The following is a 20,869-nucleotide window of genomic DNA, read 5'->3' on the forward strand; positions in this document are numbered from 1 at the left end:
GCCCGATCATTGATTTTGCTGCATTTTCGTTGGAAATTGATCGTGTTCGTTGCGTTCTGGTGAGATTGTTTCTGATGCGATAGATTGGAGGACCGAGGATTGACGCATGAGGACGAACGCGAACGTTGAACTCGATGCCGGCAGCAAGACATTTGCCTCCGGTCTACTGCCGGATTTGATAGCCGCATTACGCCGTAGCCGTCAGGGCGATCTGCTGGCCGTGATCAGCGGCGATCCAAGTATCGGCCCCGAACTCGAGGCATGGTGTCGCTTCACCCGCAACAGCCTGGTCGACACAGCAGTCGAAGACGGCCGCACGCGATGGGTGCTTCGGTACGGAGAGGCGCCGGAGAATGTAGGTGAAGATCGACCTGTCGGCTCTCGATTATGGCTTTACACCAACTTCGATTGCAACCTGAGTTGCGACTATTGCTGCGTGCGCTCGTCACCCAAGGCTCCGCGGCGGGCGCTCGGCGTCGAGCGGGTGCGGCGGATTGCGATCGAGGCGGCAGAGCTCGGCGTAAAGGAAATATTTGTGACCGGTGGTGAGCCATTCATGCTGCCGGATATCGGCGAAATCATTGCCGCATGTGCTGTGGCGGCGCCGACCACGGTTCTCACCAATGGTATGCTGTTTGCCGGGCGCCGGCTCGAAGCACTGCGCTCATTGCCTCACGAGCGCGTCACCCTGCAGATCAGCCTCGACAGTCCGACGCCGGAGCGCCACGACAACCATCGTGGAAAGGGGACGTGGGCGCGCGCCTGGAAAGGAATCGAGCGGGCCCGCGCCGAAGGATTCCGCGTGCGATTGGCGGCGACAGTGTCAACTGACGCGGAGGCCGAAGAGTTCCGCGGCTTCCTTGACACCCATCACGTCAGCGAGGAGAACCGGGTGATCAGGCGAATTGCGCTGCGAGGCGCCGCGACGCGGGGCATCGCTGTGGCAAGGGCAGACCTGGTGCCCGAGGTGACGATCACGGCGGAAGGCGTGTTCTGGCATCCGGTCGGCGCCGAGGATAGCGATCTATTGGTCAGCGGCGAAATCTTTCCGCTCGCCGAATCCTTCGCGGCCGTTCGCCGCGCCTTCGATCGCGAATCTGAGCATCAGCGCCGGTTGGCGACGATTTTTAATTGCGCCTGATGAGATAGCGGAGGGGGCGTTTACGGCCGCTCTAAAAAGCCCTGCTGCGCCGACGCTTCCCGCAGTGACGCATATGCTTCAAGCTGTGGCGCGACCCACTGGCGCAACCCTTCGGCCTCGAGCACGGAACGATGGATCGGGTTATCGAAGCTCATGGCGAAGAGAGCCTTGGCAAACTGCTGCTCCAGCGCCGGGTCGAGATCGGACCGAGCTGTGAACATGCAGTGATTGAAGGGCGGCGAACTCCATATCTCCGTTAGCGCACCTTCCGGCACCAGGCGCTGGGCGCGCACGGCATCCCAGAAGGGGCTGCCGATGGCGCCGGCATCGGCGCGACCGTCGAGCACCGCGCGAATGACCTCGGACTCGCTCGTCCCGGTATCACCGTGCTTGCCTACGTCGCTGTTGAAGCGCAGCGTTCGATAGTCCTTCCCCTCAGCCATCCCGTCGCGCCCGAGAAAATACACTGGAAGGATAGCCGCATGGCCACTGTCACGGCTGCCGAGCGCGAGGGTGCGGTTCTTCAGATCGGCAAGCCTGGCGACAGGTCCGCCGGTTACCGCGACGATCTTGGTCATCCAGCCCACATCGGTGTCGCGCATCGCGATGGGCCGGCAACGCCGATCGCTCCACGCCTCGGACTGGATAAAAGCGAGGTTCGTATTCCATCCGATGTCGATGCGCGGCAGCGCATCGCCGGGCAGGGCAAGGAGGGCCGCGACTTGCGCCTCGTAGCTCTGAAACAACACCACCTCGACGGGGAGATGAGCTTCCTCGTGAAAGTACCGCCGCATCCCCTCCCAGATACTGACCACCTTTGGATCATATGCGACCGCACCTAACCAGATCGTCCGGCTCATGATGGCCTCACCTGTCGCGCTTGAAGTTCAGATACGATCAATTCGCTTGCCGAAGTTTCCGAACGCGTCACCGCACTCAGAACAACGGTATTCCCAAAATGGCCTTGCCGATGAAGTCGCGCAGAACATCGCCCGTCGGCGCCATGACAGCGCCGGCATGGGCATCGCGGAACAGTCGCTCGATGGAAAGATGCTTTGAGAACGCCGCGCCTCCGCACACCCGCATCGCGGCCGAGGTGACGGCGATCGCGGCCTCACCTGCCGCCGCCTTGCTCTCGAGCACGCGCAGCATGGTGGTCTCCCGGGGACGCTCAAGGTGATCGACGAGATCGTCGATGCGCGCCGCAAGCCCGTCCGTTTCGATCTGCATCGTCGCAAGTTGAGCGCGAAGCGTCTGCAGGCTCTCGCCGAGGGTCTGGCCCAAATGATCGAAGCGCGCGCTGTTGAGATGAGACGCCGTGCCCGCGACTGCGGCCCGGCAAAGCCCGAGCGCGACCGCCGAGGTTCCAAGGTTGAACAGCGGAAGCACGATTTCCAGCATGGCCTTGAAGCCGGCGCCGTCATCCGTCAGCTGGAGACCGGGGGCAATCTCGCAATCTTCGAGGGTCATCGGCGCGGAAGCATTGGCGCGCATCCCGAGACCATCCCACGGGCCGGCGACCGACAGCCCGGGCGTATCGCTGGCGACGAGATAGAGCGTCGAATCCGTTGCAGTCGTGCCTTCAGGAGACAGCGCCGAGACCACATAGCTTTGTGCGTGACCCGCGCTCGTCACCCACGATTTCTTCGCCGTGAGATGCACGTTGGCAGCGTTGCGCCTTGCTCGCGAAACGGGCGCCCAGAAGTGACTGCGCGATCCGGCTTCGCTGAATGCCAGGGTGGTCAGGTGTCTTCCCGCCGAAATGTCCTTTAGCGTCTCCGCGACCGTGGCCCCCGGACGGGCCGCCGCAATCGTCGCGGTCGCGCACGCGTGCATCAAATAGACCATCGCCGCTGACGCGTCCGCTTCCGCAAACGTCGTGATGACAGCGGCGAGGGTCCGCGGTCCCAGGGCCGCGCCGCCTACCTCGGCGGGCAGCATGAGCCCCAGCAGCCCCGCCGGCCCGAGCGCCGCGATGGCCTCCGACGAAAATCGCCCTTCCTTGTCGTTTTGCCTGGCCGCCGGCGCCAGGATGCGATCGGCGATGTCCTTGGCATTCGAAACTGCAGTCGCATGATCCATGACGACCCCCGACATCCAGGCGCTGACCACCGGGTTCGAGAACGTCGAACCCGCTCTCGGCTGCCAATGCTATGCGAGCCGCACCAAGGGATCAACACGATCAGCTCTGGACATGGAAAACTATTGCCATGCCGGCAGCAAGTACGGGGGAAGGCAATTACGTTCTTCAAAGCCGGTTTGTTACGTCACTCGGAAGTTTTTTTTCATCGACGACGCGCGTCCTTGAAACCGCACCCAGCGGGCGGCGCTTGCCCGCTGTCGGGTGGAACGCTACCAATGACCAGCAAGGCGTAACGAGGCTGTCTGATGATGGCAAGCTTTCATGACCACGCGCTGCAAATGATCGCGATCGCCGATCCCCTGCGATCCCGGCCGCTGCCGTGAGCAGCGCAGCGATCGGAATCATTGGCAAGGCGCCGCAGCCCGGCCGCTCAAAAACGCGCCTTGCAACGGCCGTTGGCGCCACCACCGCTTCCGAGCTGTCTGCCTGCTTTCTGCGCGACGTCGCCGCAGCCATTGAGGCGGTGCCCGAGGCGCTCGGCAGGCGCGGCTATGGCGTCTATGCGCCGGCAGGAGCCGAAGACATCATGCGGCAGCTACTTCCGGCAGGATTCGGACTGTTGTTGCAGGTCGGCGACGATCTCGGACACGTGCTGATCGGTGCGACGCGTGCGCTCCTGGGTGCCGGACATGACTGCGTCCTGCTCGTCAATGGCGACAGTCCGACCTTGCCGCCTCGTTTCCTTGTGCGGGCAATCGAAGCCCTGCGCGAGCCCGGTGATCGTATGGTGCTTGGGCCTGCGAGCGACGGCGGCTACTATCTCATTGGGCTGAAGAAGGCGCATCAGCATCTGTTTACGCGCATCGCGTGGGGAACGGAAACCGTTGCCCGCAGCACATGTGACCGAGCCGCCGAGATTGGTCTTGCCACGACGCTGCTTCCGGAATGGTACGATGTCGACGATATCGAGAGCTTGGGTTGGCTGCAGGAGGAACTCGCCGGCGCTTCTACACGCTTTCGTGCAGGCGGATTTGCTCCCGCGAGCCGGGCCTTTCTCAAGGCCGGGCTCCAGATAAGCCCGTGAACTGATGGCTGGGAAAATTTCGAACCAATCCGGTCGACTGGCGCGTGCCGCCAAGCATGTTGCTCCCCTTCATCTCTTGGCTGTCATCGGTGTCGTCATCGTCGGCATGACGTTCGTAACCCCCTTTGCGTTCGAGACTCTCGGTGACAATGCCTTCATCGCGCTGACCATCCCTGTGGGTCTCTTGACGCTTGCCGCGACGGACCTCGCCGAGCGCGCTCCGCAGAAACACGCGCTCTGGCTCGTGTTTGGATGTGCGATCATTCTGAGAGGCTATGTGCTGCTGTTCGATCCGCTCCTGTCCAGTGACATCTATCGCTATATCTGGGACGGCAGGGTTCAGGCCGCCGGCATCAACCCCTATCGCTATTTCCCGGCCGACGAGACGCTGGCATTTCTGCGCGATGGAACGATCTTCCCCCATATCAACCGGGCCGATACGGCCGTCACCATCTATCCCCCGGTGGCGCAATTTTTCTTCCTCCTTGTCACGCGGCTAAGCGAAAGCGTTACAGTGATGCGTCTCGCGCTGCTGGGGTGCGAGGTCGTGACCGTGACACTGATCATGCTCCTGCTGCGTCGAACCAACCGCCCGGTGACGCGCGTGGTCGCCTATCTCTGGCATCCGCTTCCCTTGTGGGAGATTGCCAACAACGGCCACGTCGACGCGCTGATGGTGACGCTGATGATGCTTGGCCTATGGATCGCCTTGACCGGCCGAGCGCTTGCGGGGGCGGTTGTGATTGCGTTTTCGATACTGGTGAAACCCTATGTTGCGCCGGTGCTGGCCGGAATCTGGCGGCCATGGGACTTCAAGATGCCGCTCGTCGTGATCGCGGTCATTGCGCTCTGTTATCTTCCCTATTTGTCGGTCGGGTGGGGCGTTCTCGGATTCCTGACCCAAGGCTATCTGACGGAACAGGGCATCAGTGGCGGCAACGATCTCTGGCTGTTGTCACTTTGGCGCCTTGTGTTCGGCTATCATGAAGGTGATGTTGCCGCCTACGTTGCACTGGCAGCGCTGGCTCTTTGGTTCACGGGGCTCTCCGTGGCCCGCAGCTCTCATCACAGCATCGCATCCAGTCTTGCCGACATCAACATGCTGTTACTTCTCACGCTCCTGTTGTTGTCGCCCAACTATCCCTGGCATTTTCTAGCTATAATGCCGTTTGTCGCCCTGTGTGGATCCGCGCCTGGTTGGGCGGTTTCGATCGGAGCGCTGTTGCTGTCCGAACAGCTCGATTGGGATTTCTACATTCCGAGAATTGTGAGCAAATCAATTCTGTTCGGAGGTCTTTTCCTAGCTTGCGCCTTTACGGCATGGAGGGCCCGCATGCAGCGGACTGCAGATTCCGGGGCATCGCAATGAACATTTCCGGCGAAGTGCAGGGCACTGGCGCGCCCTTCGATCCGCGCCGCTATCACGAGTCGGTCGCGGCCGAGCGTACCGAGATCGCACAGCGTCCGCCGGTCTGCCTTTATCTGGAAGTGACCAACCGCTGCAATCTGCTGTGCACCACCTGTCCTCGCACCTACGAGGAGCTTGAGCCGCCGGCAGACATGAGCTGGGACCTGTTCACGTCGATTGTCGATCAGGTACCTGCTCTGGCGCGCGCGGTTCTGCACGGAGTCGGCGAGCCGATGCTGGTCGCGAACTTGCCCCGAATGGTGAGACACCTGAAGGACCGCGGCGTCTACGTACTGTTCAATACCAATGGAACGGTCCTCAGTGAGCGCAATGGCCGTGCGCTGATCGATGCCGGGCTGGATGAACTGCGTGTGTCGCTCGACGCGTCGAACCGCGAGAGCTTCAAGGCGATCCGCGGCAGGGATTATTTCGGCCGCATCATCCGCAACGTGCGCGCGTTTCGCGAACTGCAGGAAAGAGAGGGACATGCCAGCCCGCTGGTTTCCATGTGGCTCACGGGCCTGAAGGAGACGGTGGCGGAACTGCCGGCATTTGTGAAAGTTGCAGCCGAGAGCGGGGTCAGGGAGGTCTATCTGCAGCGGCTTGTGTTCTTCACTGAATCGGCCATCGGCAAGGCACGTCCGGATCAGGCCCTGTTCGACCGCCTGACACAGGAGGAAGCGGTCTATCTCAAACAGGCTGAGGAATTGGCGCGTTCCCTTGGCGTAACCTTCAGTGCGTCGGGCGCAGCGAGCGAGCCGGAGTTGAGTTTGAAGGGCAGCGTCGACGGTTCGCCGTGGTCGTTGTGCCGGCGGCCATGGTCGCTGATGTACTTCACGGCCAACGGCCGGGCCTTGCCGTGCTGCATCGCGCCGTTTTCGCAGCATGGCTATGACAATTATACGCTCGGCCATGCAGGGCAGCAGTCGCTGCCGGATATCTGGAACGGGCCTGCCTATCGGGACTTTCGTACGGCGCTGCTTTCGGACAAGCCTCCCAAGGCGTGCGCCAATTGCGGCCTGCGCTGGAGCCTGTGAGCGAGGTGGCCCAGGAGATCGGCGTACCGAGCCGCTCGCCGGTCGTCTCGGCGGTCATTCCGTGCCTCGACGAGGAAACAGCAATTGGCCAGGTCGTCGCCGCGGTGCTGGCGCATAATGTGAGTGAAGTCATCGTCGTCGACGGGGGCTCACGGGACCGTACGACTGAGCGGGCTGAGGCCGCGGGAGCTCGGGTGATCATCGAGCCGCGGCGAGGCTACGGTCGCGCCATCCAGGCAGGCATCGCCGCTGCGCGCAACGATGCCGACATTCTCGTCTTCCTCGATGGCGACGGCAGCGATCCCGCCGAATTCATTCCTGAACTGCTGTCGCCGATCGTCGCGGGGCGGGCTGTCTTCGTTCTCGGCTCGCGGATCCGTGGGGAACGCGAGCCAGGCAGCCTCGCGCCTCAGCAGGTCGTCGCGGGCCATGTTGGCGGGCTCCTCCTGCGACTCTTCTATGGCGCAAGCTTCACCGACCTGTCGCCGTTTCGTGCCGTCCGCCGGGATGAACTCACACGTCTCGGCATGAAGGAAGAGACATATGGCTGGAACCTGGAAATGCTGATGCGGGTCGCGGCCGCCCGTCTTCCGGCACTGGAAATCGCCGTTGGGCAGCGGCGCCGGATCGGGGGCGTATCGAAGGTCTCCGGCAATCTCATTGCGGGCGTCAAGGCCGCGTGGTCCATTTCGACGACGTTCGTTCGCCTCGCGCTTGAACTGCGAACACCTCGTAAACAATAAAGGTCGGTGGTCAGCGCGCACCGGCGCGATGGGCGCAAGCAACGATCTCCCCAGGCGATTTCCGTCCCTCTTGGCCCGGTGGCGAAAACACCGCGAGATATCCGGTATCACCCGCAAGCTGATGCGTAGCGATCTCGCGATAGCCGACGGCGGACAGTTCGCAACGCAGGAGTTCAATTGGCGTGCCGTGCTCCGACGTCGGACGCTCGAGGTCGACAATTCCAACCTGCGCGCCAGGCTTCAAGGCACGCGCGAGATTGTACATGAACGCATAGGGTTGGGCGATCTCGTGATATACGTGCACGAGGATCGCTGCATCGAGCGATGCAGCGGGCAGGCGCGGGTCGTGCGGTTCGCCCAACGCGAATTTGACATTTGTCAGCTTCAGGCGATGCGTTCGCCTGGCGAGCGCGCGGAGGTAACTTCGCGTAACGTCCTGGGCGATGACGGAGCCGGTGGGACCGACGAAACGGGAGAGACGGACCGTGTGGTAGCCGGCGCCGGCGCCAATGTCGCCGATCGTCATGCCTGGCTTGAGTTCAAGAAGGCGGGCGAGCTCACCGGCCTCATTCAGTGAATCGCGTCGCTCCTCGGAGGAACGGCTGGGGCTGACGATCTGCGCAACTGCGCGCTGAGGCGAGGGAAACGCCCTAGCAGCGACTCCTGGCGGACCCAGATAGCCAATGTCAGCGGCGTGTCCGCAGGTTGCGCCCAAGCCGACAAGAAGCGTCACTGCGCGGGCCAGTGCCATCATCTGTCCGTCTCCCACGCAAACCGATACCGACTAGCCCGCCATGTTGAAGAACCAGCCGATGAAACCCTTCCCGTCGCGCACGGCGGGCACGTTGCGGCGCAACCAGGCATCAAAGCCGAGACTGCGGCCGGCGGCCTCTAGCACAAAGAGGAACATCAGCAGGGCCAGGAATATGTACGACCACGGCCACTCGGCCGGATCGCCCGGCCGATAGATGCCGAGCCAGAGTTGCAACACATAGGCGAGGGCCAGCACGCCCACGAAGCGCACCGCAAGCCCCAGCATCATCGATCCAGCGAACACCAGCTCGGCGAGAAAAACAATTGGCCCAAAGACCTTCATGTTTGGTAGCACGACCTCCTTCAGGAAGGTGCTGTGAAACTCGAATGCAGCGCGGGTCGTTTCCTGTTCGGTCCAGTATTGCAGACCACCGGACACGGGCAGCGGGAGTTTCCACAACATGCCCTCAAACCACATGCAGCCGATCAGGACCCGGACCAACCAGACTCCAACATGTCGGCCGGTCCGTTGCGCCGGATCCTCCCGCCAGTTCTGGAAGGCCACAGCGATACTGGCGAGAAGCAGCGCCCAGAACAACGCCAGGATCAGATAGCGCCAGCTTCCCAGAGTGAGGTAATCACCGGTAGTTGCGGTCAGGAACTGCCAAATATCGGTAAAGGGATTTTTGGGCATGCACGGGCTCCCAAAGGATCGAATAATGGTTCTACGTATCGATCGACCAAATCGTTACTCTGCCGTGTCGGCTGGATGACTATACCACCGCATGGGCGATCGGTGGCCCGGCTGTGGTCCAGCTTTCGGTCGCCAGCCCGCGATCAGTTAGCTGTCAAAACGTCTCGGTAATCTTGGTCAGGCGAGGGGGGCGATCCGGGTCAAATCCGCAGGCGCGCGCCGTTTGCTCGATCATCCGATAGGCCGGCACGAGCATGGTGATCGGGTCGGTGGCGGGGTCATCCTCGGCCAACCAGGGCAGCGAGCCATGCGGTCCGCCGCATAGATGCAGCGCGATCTTTTGCTCGCGCAATTCCTCTGCCAGCGCGTCCACCGTAACAGCCGTTTCATCCATGAGGCGCATCATGATAACCGGCGTGCGGGATGACAACGCGGCGCGCGGCCCATGCTGCAGCTCGGCGGCGCTCAGACCAATGGAAGGCAGGCGCAGGATTTCCGAAAGTTTGAGCGCGATCTCCCGCGCCGAGCCCAGGCCGAGGCCCCGCGCCGCCACAAACACGGCTGACGCCTTGGCGAGATCATCGGCAATCTCGGACCAGTCGAGCGCCATCGCGCGGTGCAGGCGCTCGGGTAGCCTGTCGAGAGCCGACCGCAGCGCACGATCTTCCGCCAGTTCGGCAACAAGTTCGGCGCCAGCGGCCATCGAGCCAATCACCGTCTTGGTCGCCGCTACGGAGTGCTCTTGGCCGGCTTCGATCGGAACGACGAACTCCGCTTCGTCAGCCACCGGCGAGGGCGTCGCGTTGACGATGGCGATGGTGCGGGCGCCAGCGGCGCGCGCCGACCTGGTCGCTGCGACAAGATCCGGACTGCGCCCGGATTGCGAGATCACGATGAACAGCGCATGGCGCAGCATCAAGGGCGTGCGAAATGCGGTGATCACCGAAGGAGCGCTGGCTGAAACGGCAAGGCGAAGCCGCGTCTCGACGAGGTATCTCAAGAAAACCCCGGCATGCCCGGAGCTTCCCCGGCCGCACACGACGCACAGGGGGGCGGAGCCAATCCCGATCCGCTGTGCGATGTCGCGCGTGGCAGGGCGGTTACGGACAATCTTGGCGACAACATCCGCGCTTTCGCCGATTTCGCTTGCCATCGCGGATGTCGTCACGGCTCGACCGCTCCGCCTTGCTTGCGCGGCGCCGCTTCCTTGGGATGCCGGTTGCGTTCCTTGGTGAGCTCGGCAAACACGCGCCGCAGGTTGCCGTCACAGTTTTTCAGAATCGTCTCGGCATCAACCCTGTCGAGACCCAACGCCAGAAGGCCTGCCGTCTTGATGTCTCCCTCGGCCTGCTCAAGCGAGCGTGCCGCGTGCGACGGATCACAGTGCGCGATTTGCGCCACCATGGCCTCGGCGCGCCGCTTCAGCTTGGCATTGGTCGGCTGCATGTTCACCATCATGCCGCGATACACCCGGCCAAGGCGCAGCATGATCCCTGAGGAGATCAGGTTGAGCACAATCTTCTGCGCGGTGCCCGCCTTCATCCGCGTGGAGCCGGCGATCAGCTCGCGGCCGGTCTCGATCAGGATCGGAAACTTTGCCGATGCCAGCAGTGCGGTGCCGGGATTGTTGGCAACACCGATCGTCACCGCACCGAAAGAGCCTGCCTGCTGCAGCGCCGCGACCGTGAATGGCGTTGTCCCGCTGGCGGCAACGGCGATCACCACGTCGTGCGCTGTGAGCCGCGCGGCATTGATCTGCGTGACCGCATCTTCGACATCATCCTCCGCGCCCTCGATGCTGGTGACGAACGCGCTGTCTCCGCCGGCGACGATGAAGCGGACGCGCTCGTTGGGCCAGGCGAAGGTCGGCGTCAGCTCGGCGCCGTCCTGGACCGCCACGCGGCCCGAGGTGCCGGCGCCGACATACACAATGCGTCCGCGATCGCCCAGCGCCGCCTTGGCTCCTTCGGTCGCCGCCGTGATCGCGGGAAGGGCATGGCCGATCGCCGCGACTGCCGCGAGCTGGCCCTCCCACATCGCTTCCATCGCTGACGTCAGCGGCCATGCATCAAGATCGGCAAAGCGGGGATCGACTTCTTCGGTGGCCATATAGTTGATCCATGCGCCATCAAACGCGGAACTTTGAAGCCTGTTCCTGGTCAGCTTCTCTCTCGGGCAGTTCTCTCTCGGGCAGTTCTCTCTTGGGCAGGTCAAGCCGCCCTCGCGCCACCAGTAACGCGCCGGCTGCCGCATCGGCGTCGGGACACCTCAGGCGGGCGCGCAGGTCAGGCGTCAGCCAGGGCGTAATGGCATCCGCGAGCCCGCCCACCAGCGAGAGCCGGTCAATTCCTCGCGCCAGGAACAGATCGAGCAGATCGCCAATGGCATCGGCCGCGCGTTCCACAATGCGACGGCCGACCGGATCGCCCTGATTGGCGTGCCGCATCACGATCGGCGCGAACGCAGCGTAGTCCGTGGCCCTGGCTTCTTCAGACCAAGCCACCGCCTGATAAGGATCATGATCGAATGCGCCCAGCACCTCTGAAAGCAATGGGGTCAGCTCGCCGCGGCGATCCGCGGCCCGCAACGCCAGTCGAACAACCTGCAGGCCGATGTCGGCACCGCTGCCTTCGTCCGACACGGGAAAGCCGTAACCGGCGAGACGGATTTCGTGGCCGTCGATCAGGCCGACACCCACCGAACCTGTGCCGGCTACCACTATGGCCCCGTCCGCGCCGCTATGGGCGCCGAGACAGGCCGCCAGGCCGTCGCTGATGAAGATGACGGACGCAAAGGGATGCGCGATCTTGTTGAGCGCCGCTTCCGCGCCCCGGCGACCAAGACCGGCAAGGCCAATTCCGGCGTGCATCTGCGCGAAATCCTCGCGCGTCAGTCCGGCCTGTGCGGCTGCCGCTTCAGTGGCCTCCATGATGGATCGCCAGGCCTTCTCGAAGCCAATCCGCGTCGTGGCAGGCCCTGAGCTCGCTGCACCGAGTACCCTGCCGTTTTCGTCCTCGATCCGGGCGCGGCAGCGGGTTCCGCCGCCATCAATGCCGAGATACGTGGTACCTTTTGTTCCCATGGAAAGTTAACGCGAAGGTTTCGCTCCGGGTCCTCCCAAAGCGCCTTGGTGTACATATGAAGTCTTGTACGGGACTCGTCTCACGAGTCCGTGACTGCCATTCGGATCAGTGCTGATGGGCCATGTTGGTTCTTCCTCTCTCACGATTGCCGCGCAGCACATCTTTGATGGTGCCGAGATGGGCGGGCCGGGGTCGGTCACGATCTCGCACGGGCGGATTGAAAGCATCACCTTCGGCGAGGCGGAGGCGCGCGCCTCAATTCACCTTCCCCGAGATGCGATCCTTGCACCCGGATTCATCGACATCCAGGTAAACGGAGGCGGGGGCGTTCTTCTCAACGACCAGCCAACGGAGGCTGGCGTTCGGCGCATCGTCGAGGCGCACCGCAAGGCGGGGACCACGGGCTGCTTGCCCACCCTCATCACCGATCGCAGCGAGGTCATCGAGCGATTGGCTGCAGTCGCCCAGGCTAGTCTGAAGATTCCCGGTGTTCTCGGCTTTCATCTGGAAGGACCGGCCCTCAACAGGTCTCGCAAGGGCATTCATCCGGAAGCCGAGATACGCGTGCCCGATCGGCGTGATCTCGCCGCGATCAAAAGTATTGGGGGCCGTGGCCGCTCCATTGTGACCTTGGCCCCGGAATGCGTCCCCGCGTCCATGATCGATGAATTGATCGGTGCCGGATTGCGTATCGCGGCCGGCCACAGCGACGCCACCGCCGCCGAAATCGGGCAGGCGGTCGATCGCGGTGTCTCGGGGGTCACCCATCTGTTCAATGCCATGTCACAGTTGAACGCCCGGGAACCGGGCTTGGTGGGCGCCGCGCTGGCGGATGACCGGCTGTTTGCAGGGATCATCTGCGACGGCATCCACGTTGACCGCACCGGTTTGCGTGTTGCTTTCCGCTGCAAGGGGCGCGATCGATTGATGCTGGTCACCGATGCCATGCCATTGGCGGGCACGAACGGCCGGCAGTTCATGCTGCAAGGAAGGCAGATCACGTTGCAAGAAAATCGCCTGACTGGCCCCGATGGCACGCTCGCGGGCGCTCACCTCACCATGATCGAGGCGGTGCGCAACGCTGTTGCGCTGCTCGGAATCTCCCTTGTCGATGCCCTCATCATGGCCTCTCGGACGCCGGCGGCATTTCTGGGCCTTGAGTCCGAGCTTGGACGGATCGCGCCCGGATACCGCGCGGACCTTGTCGCCTTCAATCCGAACTTTGAAGTCGTCGGCACATGGATAGGCGGTATCGGTTCGATGAGCGAGGCTTCTTACCGAGGTTAGATGCGCAACCATCCCATCATCGTGCAAAAATATGGCGGTGTCTGCCTTGAAACACCGGAGAAAATTCGCGCGGTTGCGCGCAGTCTCGCCGACCTGCATGGCCGTGGTCATCGTGTCGTGGCGATCGTCTCCGCCATGGGCAAGACCACCGACCAACTGATCCAGATGGCTTATCAGGTAAGTCCTGCTCCCAATCGCCGTGAACTCGACATGCTGCTAACGACCGGTGAGCGCATCAGCATGTCACTGATGAGCATGGCGCTTTCCGATCTCGGCGTGCCCGCGATCAGCTTCACCGGCAGCCAGGCCGGCGTGATGACCGACGACTCCCATTCCTCCGCACGCATTCTGGATGTACGGCCCATTCGCGTGCGTGAGGAACTTGATCGTGGACGCGTCGTGGTGCTGGCAGGATTTCAGGGCGTTAACGCGGCGACCCGGGAAATCACCACGCTCGGCCGGGGCGGCAGCGACACCACGGCCGTTGCGATGGCCGCGGCGTTGAAGGCCGAACGCTGTGAAATCATCAAAGAGGTCGACGGAATTTGTTCGGCCGATCCGCGCATCGTGCCGGATGCAAGGCCCCTGCGGCGAGTGGACTTCGCATCCCTGTCCGAGATGTGCTTCTGGGGTGCAAAGATCCTGCATTTTCGCAGCGTAGAGCTGGCGCAAAGTCAGGATGTGCCTCTGGTTCTCAAGCAGTGGGGTGGCGTCGAACACAGCACGCAGGTGACGAAAGAGGTTGCAGACATGGAAAACGGAAGGGTTCTGGCCGTCAATTCGATGGCTCGCATCGAGCATGTGGAAATCGATTCCAAAGATCTCAATCACGGGTTCGAGAAATTCGCGCAGCATCTCAAGCAAAACAGCCTGTCCTGGCCGCAGCTCCTGGCATCACACTTCACTGCGGGAAAGACCAGCATGACCGTAGCCTGTGATTCAGAGTGGCTTGACGCCCTGTTGCGCACGCTGGAGCATGCCGCGGATCTGCGCACGCAGCGCGAGGCTTCAAGTTCGGTTAGTCTCACCTGCTTCGGCGGCGTCTCGTCGGAATTGCCGTTCAAGGCGTTGCAGGTTCTCGGACAGCACGGGATTGTCCCCGACACTTACGTGTTGTCGCCGCATTCGGTCAGTCTGTTTGTCCCCGTGGAGAACCGGGAGGCCGCGGTTAAGGCGTTGCATTCGCTTGTTCAGCAAGCATAGCTTCGAGAAGCGGCAGGGATCGCTTCCGCTTAGGTTGTTCCCGTGTTCCAGCCCACAATGAGCTGCCAAAATCGAAAGGGCCGCCTCGCAGGTCGGCCTTTCGATATGCAATCGCCAGAGATGGTTAGGGCGCGAACTTGCAGTTAATGCGCAGCTCGCATCTGCGAACGATAAAGCTGAAAGTTCAATCCTCTATTCGTGCTGTTGTTCGGGGTTGATCTACGCCGGAATGCCGACAGGGCGGGTCGCGTCGATCTTCACGTGCTCCTTCGATCTGCAGAAAGCTTAGGCGTTCTTTTTCTGTTGATCTGATAAGCGATACGATGGAGAATGTTCCCGTTCCTAGAGAAGAATCTCGAGCACGAAACTTCCAGGCGAATGCTTGAGGGACCGGAAATCCGGTAATCTCGGATGGTCGGTCTCGCAGTGGCTCCGAGACGATCATGATGACGTTATCGGCTCTCTCTGACGGCAACGGAACCCGCGGGCTGTGCATGCGAGCCGTTGGTCTGATACGGGCGCGCTGCCTGATCCATATCGCTTTGACTGCATCGTCATTATTGCTTTTCGATATTGCCGCATTTGCTCAGGCGCCGACGAGCCCCCCACCGGCCGTATCCGTCGTTGCGGTCAGCATGGAAGACGTCGCGCAGAACGTCGAGTTCATCGGCCGCGTCGAAGCCATACAGCAGGTCGACGTGCGAGCGCGCGTGCAGGGATTCCTGGAGAAAGTAGCATTTACGGAAGGGCAGGACGTCAAGGCGGACGATCTCCTCTTCACGATCGAGCGGGATCAATACGAGGCCGCGCTCCTGCAGGCCAACTCACAGCAAGCCAGTGCAGAAGCGAACCTGCGAAATGCGCAACTGACTCTGGAACGACGTCAGCAGCTCTACGAGCGAGAGTCGGGAACCCGTGCTGACCTCGATCTGGCTATTGCCAATCGTGACACAGCGGCCGCCTCTGTCGAGTCCGCCAAGGCGGCAGTACGCACGGCCGAACTCAATCTGGGCTACACACGCATCGTCTCGCCAATTACCGGCAGAATCGGAAAGCCAAGCCTCACAAGAGGCAATGTCGTCGGTCCCGAGTCTGGTACGCTCGCACGGGTGGTTCAGCTTGATCCGATACGGGTCCTGTTTTCGATCAGCGAGCGAGACTTCGTCAGCACGGTCCAGCAAGAGCGCGGAGCAGCGCTCGAGCAGATCAATGCGAGTTTCGTCCCTACACTCCGGCTGCCCAACGGCACGGTTTACGCTGACCAGGGCAGGATTGATTTCGTCGGCAACGAGATCGACCAGGCGACCGGCACGTTGCCGGTTCGCGCACGATTTGCGAATCCGGCCGGCGTGTTATTGCCTGGGGGAACGGTTTCGGTGAGGGTTCGGCCGGCGGAAGCCAAACGCATGCCGCTGGTGCCCGCGCAGGCGGTTCAGGAAAATCGACAGGGCAAGTTTGTTCTGGTCGTGGGGGCTGATAACCGCGTCGAGCAGCGTCTGATCAAGGCTACCCAGCAAATCGGCCAGAACTGGGCCGTCGATGACGGCCTGAAAGCTGGAGAAAGCGTGATCGTGGAGGGCCTGCAAAAGGTGCGCCCAGGGGCGCAGGTTCAGGCCGTGCCTGCCGCTTCCGCCAAAGCTCAATGACGCCATGTCCCACTTCTTCATCGACAGACCGAACTTCGCCATCGTCATTTCGATCGTGATGGTGCTGGCCGGGCTGCTGGCGATGACCGTGATTCCGGTCGCTCAATACCCGGATATTACCCCTCCACAGGTTCAGGTGTCCGCCACCTATTCCGGCGCCAACGCACAGGATGTCGCCAATTCAGTGGCGGCGCCGGTCGAGGCTGAAGTCAATGGCGTCGAGAACATGCTCTATATGGAATCGACCAGCTCGAATAACGGCATCTATTCGTTGTCCGTGAGTTTTGCTGTCGGCACCAATCCCGATATTGCGGCAGTGAACGTTCAGAACCGCGTCTCTCTCGCGCTCCCCCGGGTACCTAGCGAGGTCACACAGCTCGGCATCTCGAGCAAGAAGAGATCGTCAAACATCCTGCTCGGCGTGAATATCTACTCCCCGAACGGGACACACGACGGCATCTTTCTCAGCAATTATGCCACGATCAATATCCGCGATGCTCTGGCGCGCGTGAACGGCGTCGGCGAGGCCACGGTTCTCGGCGCCCTCGACTACAGCATGCGGATGTGGATGGATCCGGTCCGGATGAACGCGCTTGGTATCACGAGCACGGACGTCACCACTGCGATCAGCCAGCAGAACCTGCAGGCGGCGGCCGGCCAGATCGGCAGCGCTCCCGTGGGTACCGACCAGCAGCAGCAGTTGACCATTGTCGCCAAAGGCCGCCTGCAAACGCCGGCTGAATTCGAGAATATCATTGTGCGCACGAACCCTCAGGGGGCGGTCGTGCGCATAAAGGACATCGCTCGCGTCGAGCTGGGAGCCGACAGCTACGATGTTCAGTCGAAACTCGGCGGGAAGCCCACTGCATTTGTGGTCATATACCAGGCGCCGGGCGCCAACGCGTTGCAAGTCGCAAATGCGGTGCGCGCAGAGCTCGATCGCCTGTCGCAGCGGTTTCCGCCTGACGTCGTTCACAGCATCATCTTTGACACGACCGAGTTCGTGTCAGCTACGATCGAAGAAATCCTGCACACGCTTGCGATCACGTTCGCGCTCGTCGTCGCTGTCGTCTATCTCTTCCTTCAGGACTGGCGAGCAACACTGATCCCGACGTTGACCATTCCGGTGTCATTGGTCGGCGTGATGGCCATTTTGTACGTCTTGGGCTATTCAGCCAACACGATCTCGCTCTTTGCGATCGTGCTGGCCATTACCCTCGTCGTCGATGACTCGATCGTCGTCGTCGAAAACGTGCAGCGCGTCATGGAAGAAGACCCCTCGCTTTCCGCGCGCGAGGCCACGCGCGTCGCGATGGGGCAGATCACTGGTGCAATCATCGCCACCACTCTTGTTCTGGCCGCGATCTTCGTGCCTGTCGCGTTCCTGGGAGGCATTACCGGGCAGCTTTACCGGCAGTTCTCCGTCACGATCGCTTTCTCCGTAGCCCTGTCTGGCGTGAACGCGCTGACCTTGAGTCCAGCGCTTTGTGCGCTGATCCTGCGCCGCCCCCGTCATGCCAGTCGCGGCCCGTTCGGACTGTTCAATCGGCTTCTCAACGGCGTTCGCGACAGGTACGGATCCGTGGTGGGATGGCTCGGCGCGCGCCTGATCGTCATGTCCGTCTTGTTCCTCGGTGTTGGCGCGGGCGTATATTTCGGGCTGACTCGGCTGCCGGGCGGTTTCCTCCCGGAAGAGGATCAAGGCTATTTCTTCGTCAACGTTCAATTGCCAGATGCGGCATCGCTCAATCGCACAGAGGGTGTGCTTGGTCAGGTGCGTGATCTATTGAACGGATCGGAGAGCGTGAAAAACATCATCACCGTGGCCGGCTTCAGCCTGTTGGGCCAGGCACAGGCATCAAACACCGGCATGGCCATCGTGGTGCTCAAACCCTGGAGGGAGCGCACGCGCCCGGACCAAACCGTCCAAGGCATGATTGCAGGCCTGACGCCGCGCCTCGCGGCAGTTGCCGCAGCAAACATCATTGCGTTTAACCCGCCGTCCATTCCCGGGCTTGGTACGGCCGGCGGATTCGACATGCGACTGCAGGGCTTGGAAGGCCAGTCGTCGCAGGCAATGGTGGCCGCAGCCAACGGCCTTCTCTATGCAGCCAACCAGGCACCGGAGATCGCGAGGGCCTTCACCACCTTCTCGGCCAGCGTTCCGCAGATCTATGTGGATGTTGATCGGACCAAAAGCCAGTTGCTCAATGTCCCGGTATCGCAGGTTTTTGCGACCTTGCAGGCCCATTTGGGCTCGCAATATGTAAACGACTTCAATCTATCCAGTCGAGTCTATCGCGTCAGGGTGCAGGATGAGGGCAGGTTCCGCTACCGGGGCGATCAGATCAACGATCTCCACGTTCGCAGCACGACGGGAGAGATGGTGCCTCTGCGCACGCTCGTCACATTGACAACGACGTTCGGTCCGCAGCTTGTCACTCGGTTCAATCTATTCCCGTCCGTCACTATCAATGGCTCGGCGGCACCGAGCGCGAGTTCGGGGCAGGCGCTTTCCGCGATGGAGCGCGTCGCCAATAGTGAGCTGCCGGAAGGTTTCGGCGTTGCCTGGTCTGGAATTTCATTCCAGGAAAAGCTCGTGAGCGGTCAGGCAGTCCTGGTCTACGCACTGGCTCTGCTGTTCGCCTATCTCTTCCTCGTGGCCCAGTACGAGAGCTGGTCGCTGCCGTTGTCGGTGGTTTTCTCGGTGTTGTTTGCCGTCGCCGGTGCCGTCCTCGCTCTCTGGATCGCTCGCCTTGACAACAACATCTATGCACAGATTGGGCTGGTCCTGCTGGTGGGCCTCGCCGCGAAGAATGCGATTCTGATCGTCGAGTTCGCCAAGGAACAGCATGAAGCCGGCTTGTCTCCGCACGACGCGGCGATTGCCGGCGCCAAGCAGCGTTTCCGGCCGGTGCTGATGACCGCTCTTGCATTCATCTTCGGTGTGTTGCCCCTCGTGGTCGCCACCGGCGCCGGTGCCGGCAGCAGACGAGCGCTCGGCACACCGGTCTGGGGCGGCATGCTCGCAGCGACGTTGATCGGCATTATCTTCATTCCACCTCTCTATGTGCTGTTCGAGGCTTTGCGTGAACGTCTTGCTCGCAAACGGGCGCCGGAACTCGCGGCGTCGCCTCCCGCCGAATAGCTTTGCTCTCCCACGGCGGCTCGCCGCCACTGCTTCGACGGCGGGTTGCATATTGGTGAGATCGTTACGGCGCGAAACTGGTGCGGTGGCTTTCAGGGCCATGTTTCCAGTTTATTCGCGCCCCATTGCCGGCCGATCATACCCCACGTCCGTGGAGCTAGGAGTTGTCACCGCGGGCCAAAACCTCTCGGGAATGGAACAGGTCGCTCGGCAAACGGTTGAGCACATTGCATCGCCGTGAGCGTCTCCGCGCTGCCAAGAACTGACCGCGTTCATAACGCGCCAGCGCTGACGTCAAAACCTCGGTTAAGCGACAACAAGCGATGGAAGCGGAAATGGTTCGTAGGAACTTGTCTTTCAGCTGCCGCCGGGCGTCGATCATGGTCACCACGATCGCTTCGATGATCGCAAGTGGCGCGCAGACAGAGATCATGAATCCCCCAGGTCAGGCCCCTTCTGCGGACCGGGCTGCCACCCTGATGCGTCAGGTTGCCGATACCGGAGGCGGCGGTGGGCCTGGAAAATTCCCCGATCTTGCCGAAAAAGTTGGACCAGCCGTGATTGGGGTCAGCTCCAAAGCGGCGCCGAATTCCAAAACCTTGCCCGACCAACCGTTAGAGTTCGATACGCCTGACGAGAGTCCTTCGAAAAAGGGGATGCCAGCACCGGGTGGGGCTGATCAAGGGAAGGCACCGAAAACAATCGAAATGATCACGATTGGATCAGGCTTCTTTATCTCCCCGGACGGTTTTGCCGTGACCAGCAGTCACATCGTGGAAGACGACGATACGGCCGAGATCCGCACCAATGACGGCAAGACCTACACTGCGAAGGTGGTCGGAACAGATTCGTTGAGTGGTCTTGCTTTGATCAAAGTCGAAGGGCGCAACGACTTCAGCTACGTGAAAGTCGCCGACCAACCGCCGCGCGTCGGTGATTGGGTGCTCACTGCTGGCAATGCGTTCGGTCTCGGGGGCACGGTCACCGCCGGCATTGTTTCAGCGCGCGAGCGCAATATCGAGACCGGTTCCGCGGAGGATTTCATCCAGATCGATGCGTCGATCAACAAGGGTGATTCCGGCGGTCCGAGCTTTGATGCCCGCGGCGAAGTCATCGGCGTCAATGGCATGATCTTTTCACCTTCCGGAGGCTCGGTTGGCGTCGCTTTTGCGATCCCCGCCGACACGGTCAAGGCAGTGATACCGCAACTGAAAGACAAGGGCATAGTCACGCGCGGATCGATAGGCGCTCGGGTTCAATCGGTCACTCCCGACCTTGCCGACAGTCTTGGTGTGAACAATGTCCGCGGCGCGATTGTGGCGAGCGTTCAAGATAACGGTCCGGCCGCGAAGGCCGGATTGAGAAGCGGAGACGTGATCACTTCGCTGGAAGGAGAGCCGATCAAAAACGCCAACGAGTTTTCCAGGAAGATCCATGCGATGGCGCCGGGCGCTTCGATCCGGCTTGCGATGCTTCGGGATAGACAGGAGAACTCGTTGAGCGTGACCTTGAGCCAGCTGCCCAATCAACCCAAGCCACCTGCGCGTATTCCAAGATGA

The 20,869-nt window shown here is 61.7% G+C and carries 19 protein-coding genes; 11 read left to right on the top strand and 8 right to left on the bottom strand.

All coding sequences use genetic code 11. The annotated features are described in order from the left end of the window. Nucleotides 1-106: 106 nt before the first annotated feature. Nucleotides 107-1,141 (top strand): Rv1681 family radical SAM protein, encoded by a 1,035-nt coding sequence (locus tag V1292_RS14340; protein ID WP_334373349.1) that lies wholly within the window; start codon nucleotides 107-109, stop codon nucleotides 1,139-1,141. A gap of 20 nt (nucleotides 1,142-1,161) precedes the next feature. Here the strand turns inward: V1292_RS14340 and V1292_RS14345 are convergent, their stop codons facing one another. Both V1292_RS14345 and V1292_RS14350 read right to left on the bottom strand, forming a co-directional pair. Next, nucleotides 1,162-2,001 carry a phosphate/phosphite/phosphonate ABC transporter substrate-binding protein gene (locus V1292_RS14345; RefSeq protein ID WP_334373350.1) on the bottom strand — a complete coding sequence of 280 codons (840 nt, stop codon included), beginning with the start codon at nucleotides 1,999-2,001 and terminating at the stop codon, nucleotides 1,162-1,164. 76 nt (nucleotides 2,002-2,077) lie between these two features. Beyond that, entirely contained in the window at nucleotides 2,078-3,223 is a 1,146-nt protein-coding gene (locus V1292_RS14350) for an acyl-CoA dehydrogenase family protein (RefSeq protein ID WP_334373351.1), read from the bottom strand. On the opposite strand from V1292_RS14350, the gene V1292_RS14355 reads away from it, so the two are divergent. Both V1292_RS14355 and V1292_RS14360 read left to right on the top strand, forming a co-directional pair. After that, nucleotides 3,222-3,449: a hypothetical protein gene (locus tag V1292_RS14355; protein WP_334373353.1), complete on the top strand. Its 228-nt coding sequence runs from the start codon at nucleotides 3,222-3,224 to the stop codon at nucleotides 3,447-3,449. The two genes, V1292_RS14350 and V1292_RS14355, sit on opposite strands and share 2 nt — an antisense overlap. Nucleotides 3,450-3,603: 154 nt before the next feature. Beyond that, a complete protein-coding gene (locus tag V1292_RS14360) occupies nucleotides 3,604-4,308 on the top strand; it encodes a TIGR04282 family arsenosugar biosynthesis glycosyltransferase (RefSeq protein WP_334373354.1) in 705 nt (234 codons plus the stop codon). Here the strand turns inward: V1292_RS14360 and V1292_RS14365 are convergent. Next, entirely contained in the window at nucleotides 4,280-4,540 is a 261-nt protein-coding gene (locus V1292_RS14365) for a hypothetical protein (RefSeq protein WP_334373355.1), read from the bottom strand. The two genes, V1292_RS14360 and V1292_RS14365, sit on opposite strands and share 29 nt — an antisense overlap. A gap of 45 nt (nucleotides 4,541-4,585) precedes the next feature. Here V1292_RS14365 and V1292_RS14370 point away from each other — a divergent pair, with 45 nt between their 5' ends. The 3 genes from V1292_RS14370 to V1292_RS14380 are packed head-to-tail and all read left to right on the top strand — an operon-like array spanning nucleotide 4,586 to nucleotide 7,496. After that, the gene (locus V1292_RS14370; RefSeq protein WP_334373357.1) at nucleotides 4,586-5,677 is read left to right on the top strand and encodes a hypothetical protein; all 1,092 of its coding nucleotides are present in this window, start codon (nucleotides 4,586-4,588) and stop codon (nucleotides 5,675-5,677) included. Then, nucleotides 5,674-6,753, top strand: coding sequence for a radical SAM/SPASM domain-containing protein (locus V1292_RS14375; protein ID WP_334373358.1), 1,080 nt, complete (start codon nucleotides 5,674-5,676; stop codon nucleotides 6,751-6,753). The genes V1292_RS14370 and V1292_RS14375 overlap by 4 nt, the downstream gene beginning before the upstream one ends. A 5-nt stretch (nucleotides 6,754-6,758) precedes the next feature. After that, a complete protein-coding gene (locus tag V1292_RS14380) occupies nucleotides 6,759-7,496 on the top strand; it encodes a glycosyltransferase family 2 protein (RefSeq protein WP_334373359.1) in 738 nt (245 codons plus the stop codon). A gap of 10 nt (nucleotides 7,497-7,506) precedes the next feature. On the opposite strand, the gene V1292_RS14385 is transcribed toward V1292_RS14380, so the two are convergent. The 5 genes from V1292_RS14385 to V1292_RS14405 form a co-directional block, all read right to left on the bottom strand. Continuing rightward, on the bottom strand, nucleotides 7,507-8,250 hold the full coding sequence (locus tag V1292_RS14385; protein ID WP_334373360.1) for a class I SAM-dependent methyltransferase: 744 nt from the start codon (nucleotides 8,248-8,250) through the stop codon (nucleotides 7,507-7,509). Between the two features lie 30 nt (nucleotides 8,251-8,280). Beyond that, entirely contained in the window at nucleotides 8,281-8,943 is a 663-nt protein-coding gene (locus V1292_RS14390) for a DoxX family protein (RefSeq protein WP_334373361.1), read from the bottom strand. Nucleotides 8,944-9,097: 154 nt separating this feature from the next. Then, a complete protein-coding gene (locus V1292_RS14395; protein WP_334377044.1) occupies nucleotides 9,098-10,096 on the bottom strand; it encodes an SIS domain-containing protein in 999 nt (332 codons plus the stop codon). A gap of 11 nt (nucleotides 10,097-10,107) precedes the next feature. Then, nucleotides 10,108-11,052, bottom strand: coding sequence for an N-acetylmuramic acid 6-phosphate etherase (locus tag V1292_RS14400; protein WP_334373363.1), 945 nt, complete (start codon nucleotides 11,050-11,052; stop codon nucleotides 10,108-10,110). A gap of 19 nt (nucleotides 11,053-11,071) precedes the next feature. Beyond that, nucleotides 11,072-12,025 carry a BadF/BadG/BcrA/BcrD ATPase family protein gene (locus V1292_RS14405; protein WP_334373364.1) on the bottom strand — a complete coding sequence of 318 codons (954 nt, stop codon included), beginning with the start codon at nucleotides 12,023-12,025 and terminating at the stop codon, nucleotides 11,072-11,074. 115 nt (nucleotides 12,026-12,140) lie between these two features. On the opposite strand from V1292_RS14405, the gene nagA reads away from it, so the two are divergent. The 5 genes from nagA (at nucleotide 12,141) to V1292_RS14430 (ending at nucleotide 20,869) form a co-directional block, all read left to right on the top strand. Then, nucleotides 12,141-13,313, top strand: a complete 1,173-nt coding sequence (gene nagA / locus V1292_RS14410; RefSeq protein ID WP_334373365.1) for an N-acetylglucosamine-6-phosphate deacetylase — start codon at nucleotides 12,141-12,143, stop codon at nucleotides 13,311-13,313. Continuing rightward, nucleotides 13,314-14,516 (top strand): aspartate kinase, encoded by a 1,203-nt coding sequence (locus V1292_RS14415; RefSeq protein WP_334373366.1) that lies wholly within the window; start codon nucleotides 13,314-13,316, stop codon nucleotides 14,514-14,516. 443 nt (nucleotides 14,517-14,959) lie between these two features. After that, complete coding sequence (locus V1292_RS14420) at nucleotides 14,960-16,162, top strand: efflux RND transporter periplasmic adaptor subunit (protein WP_334373367.1); 1,203 nt, start codon at nucleotides 14,960-14,962, stop codon at nucleotides 16,160-16,162. 4 nt (nucleotides 16,163-16,166) lie between these two features. Next, complete coding sequence (locus V1292_RS14425) at nucleotides 16,167-19,310, top strand: efflux RND transporter permease subunit (RefSeq protein WP_334373368.1); 3,144 nt, start codon at nucleotides 16,167-16,169, stop codon at nucleotides 19,308-19,310. 380 nt (nucleotides 19,311-19,690) lie between these two features. Beyond that, the gene (locus V1292_RS14430; RefSeq protein WP_334373369.1) at nucleotides 19,691-20,869 is read left to right on the top strand and encodes a S1C family serine protease; all 1,179 of its coding nucleotides are present in this window, start codon (nucleotides 19,691-19,693) and stop codon (nucleotides 20,867-20,869) included.

The sequence above is a fragment of the Bradyrhizobium sp. AZCC 1719 genome (genome assembly GCF_036924525.1).
In the GTDB taxonomy this organism is placed as follows: Bacteria; Pseudomonadota; Alphaproteobacteria; order Rhizobiales; family Xanthobacteraceae; genus Bradyrhizobium.

Excerpts from the sequence above, each read along its gene's own strand:
- V1292_RS14340 (WP_334373349.1), top strand. The coding sequence starts at position 107 with ATGAGGACGAACGCGAACGTTGAACTCGATGCCGGCAGCAAGACATTT.
- V1292_RS14345 (WP_334373350.1), bottom strand. The coding sequence starts at position 2,001 with ATGAGCCGGACGATCTGGTTAGGTGCGGTCGCATATGATCCAAAGGTG.
- V1292_RS14355 (WP_334373353.1), top strand. The coding sequence starts at position 3,222 with ATGACGACCCCCGACATCCAGGCGCTGACCACCGGGTTCGAGAACGTC.
- V1292_RS14350 (WP_334373351.1), bottom strand. The coding sequence starts at position 3,223 with ATGGATCATGCGACTGCAGTTTCGAATGCCAAGGACATCGCCGATCGC.
- V1292_RS14375 (WP_334373358.1), top strand. The coding sequence starts at position 5,674 with ATGAACATTTCCGGCGAAGTGCAGGGCACTGGCGCGCCCTTCGATCCG.
- V1292_RS14385 (WP_334373360.1), bottom strand. The coding sequence starts at position 8,250 with ATGATGGCACTGGCCCGCGCAGTGACGCTTCTTGTCGGCTTGGGCGCA.
- V1292_RS14390 (WP_334373361.1), bottom strand. The coding sequence starts at position 8,943 with ATGCCCAAAAATCCCTTTACCGATATTTGGCAGTTCCTGACCGCAACT.
- V1292_RS14395 (WP_334377044.1), bottom strand. The coding sequence starts at position 10,096 with ATGGCAAGCGAAATCGGCGAAAGCGCGGATGTTGTCGCCAAGATTGTC.
- V1292_RS14400 (WP_334373363.1), bottom strand. The coding sequence starts at position 11,052 with ATGGCCACCGAAGAAGTCGATCCCCGCTTTGCCGATCTTGATGCATGG.
- V1292_RS14405 (WP_334373364.1), bottom strand. The coding sequence starts at position 12,025 with ATGGGAACAAAAGGTACCACGTATCTCGGCATTGATGGCGGCGGAACC.
- nagA (WP_334373365.1), top strand. The coding sequence starts at position 12,141 with ATGGGCCATGTTGGTTCTTCCTCTCTCACGATTGCCGCGCAGCACATC.
- V1292_RS14415 (WP_334373366.1), top strand. The coding sequence starts at position 13,314 with ATGCGCAACCATCCCATCATCGTGCAAAAATATGGCGGTGTCTGCCTT.
- V1292_RS14420 (WP_334373367.1), top strand. The coding sequence starts at position 14,960 with ATGATGACGTTATCGGCTCTCTCTGACGGCAACGGAACCCGCGGGCTG.
- V1292_RS14425 (WP_334373368.1), top strand. The coding sequence starts at position 16,167 with ATGTCCCACTTCTTCATCGACAGACCGAACTTCGCCATCGTCATTTCG.
- V1292_RS14430 (WP_334373369.1), top strand. The coding sequence starts at position 19,691 with ATGGTCACCACGATCGCTTCGATGATCGCAAGTGGCGCGCAGACAGAG.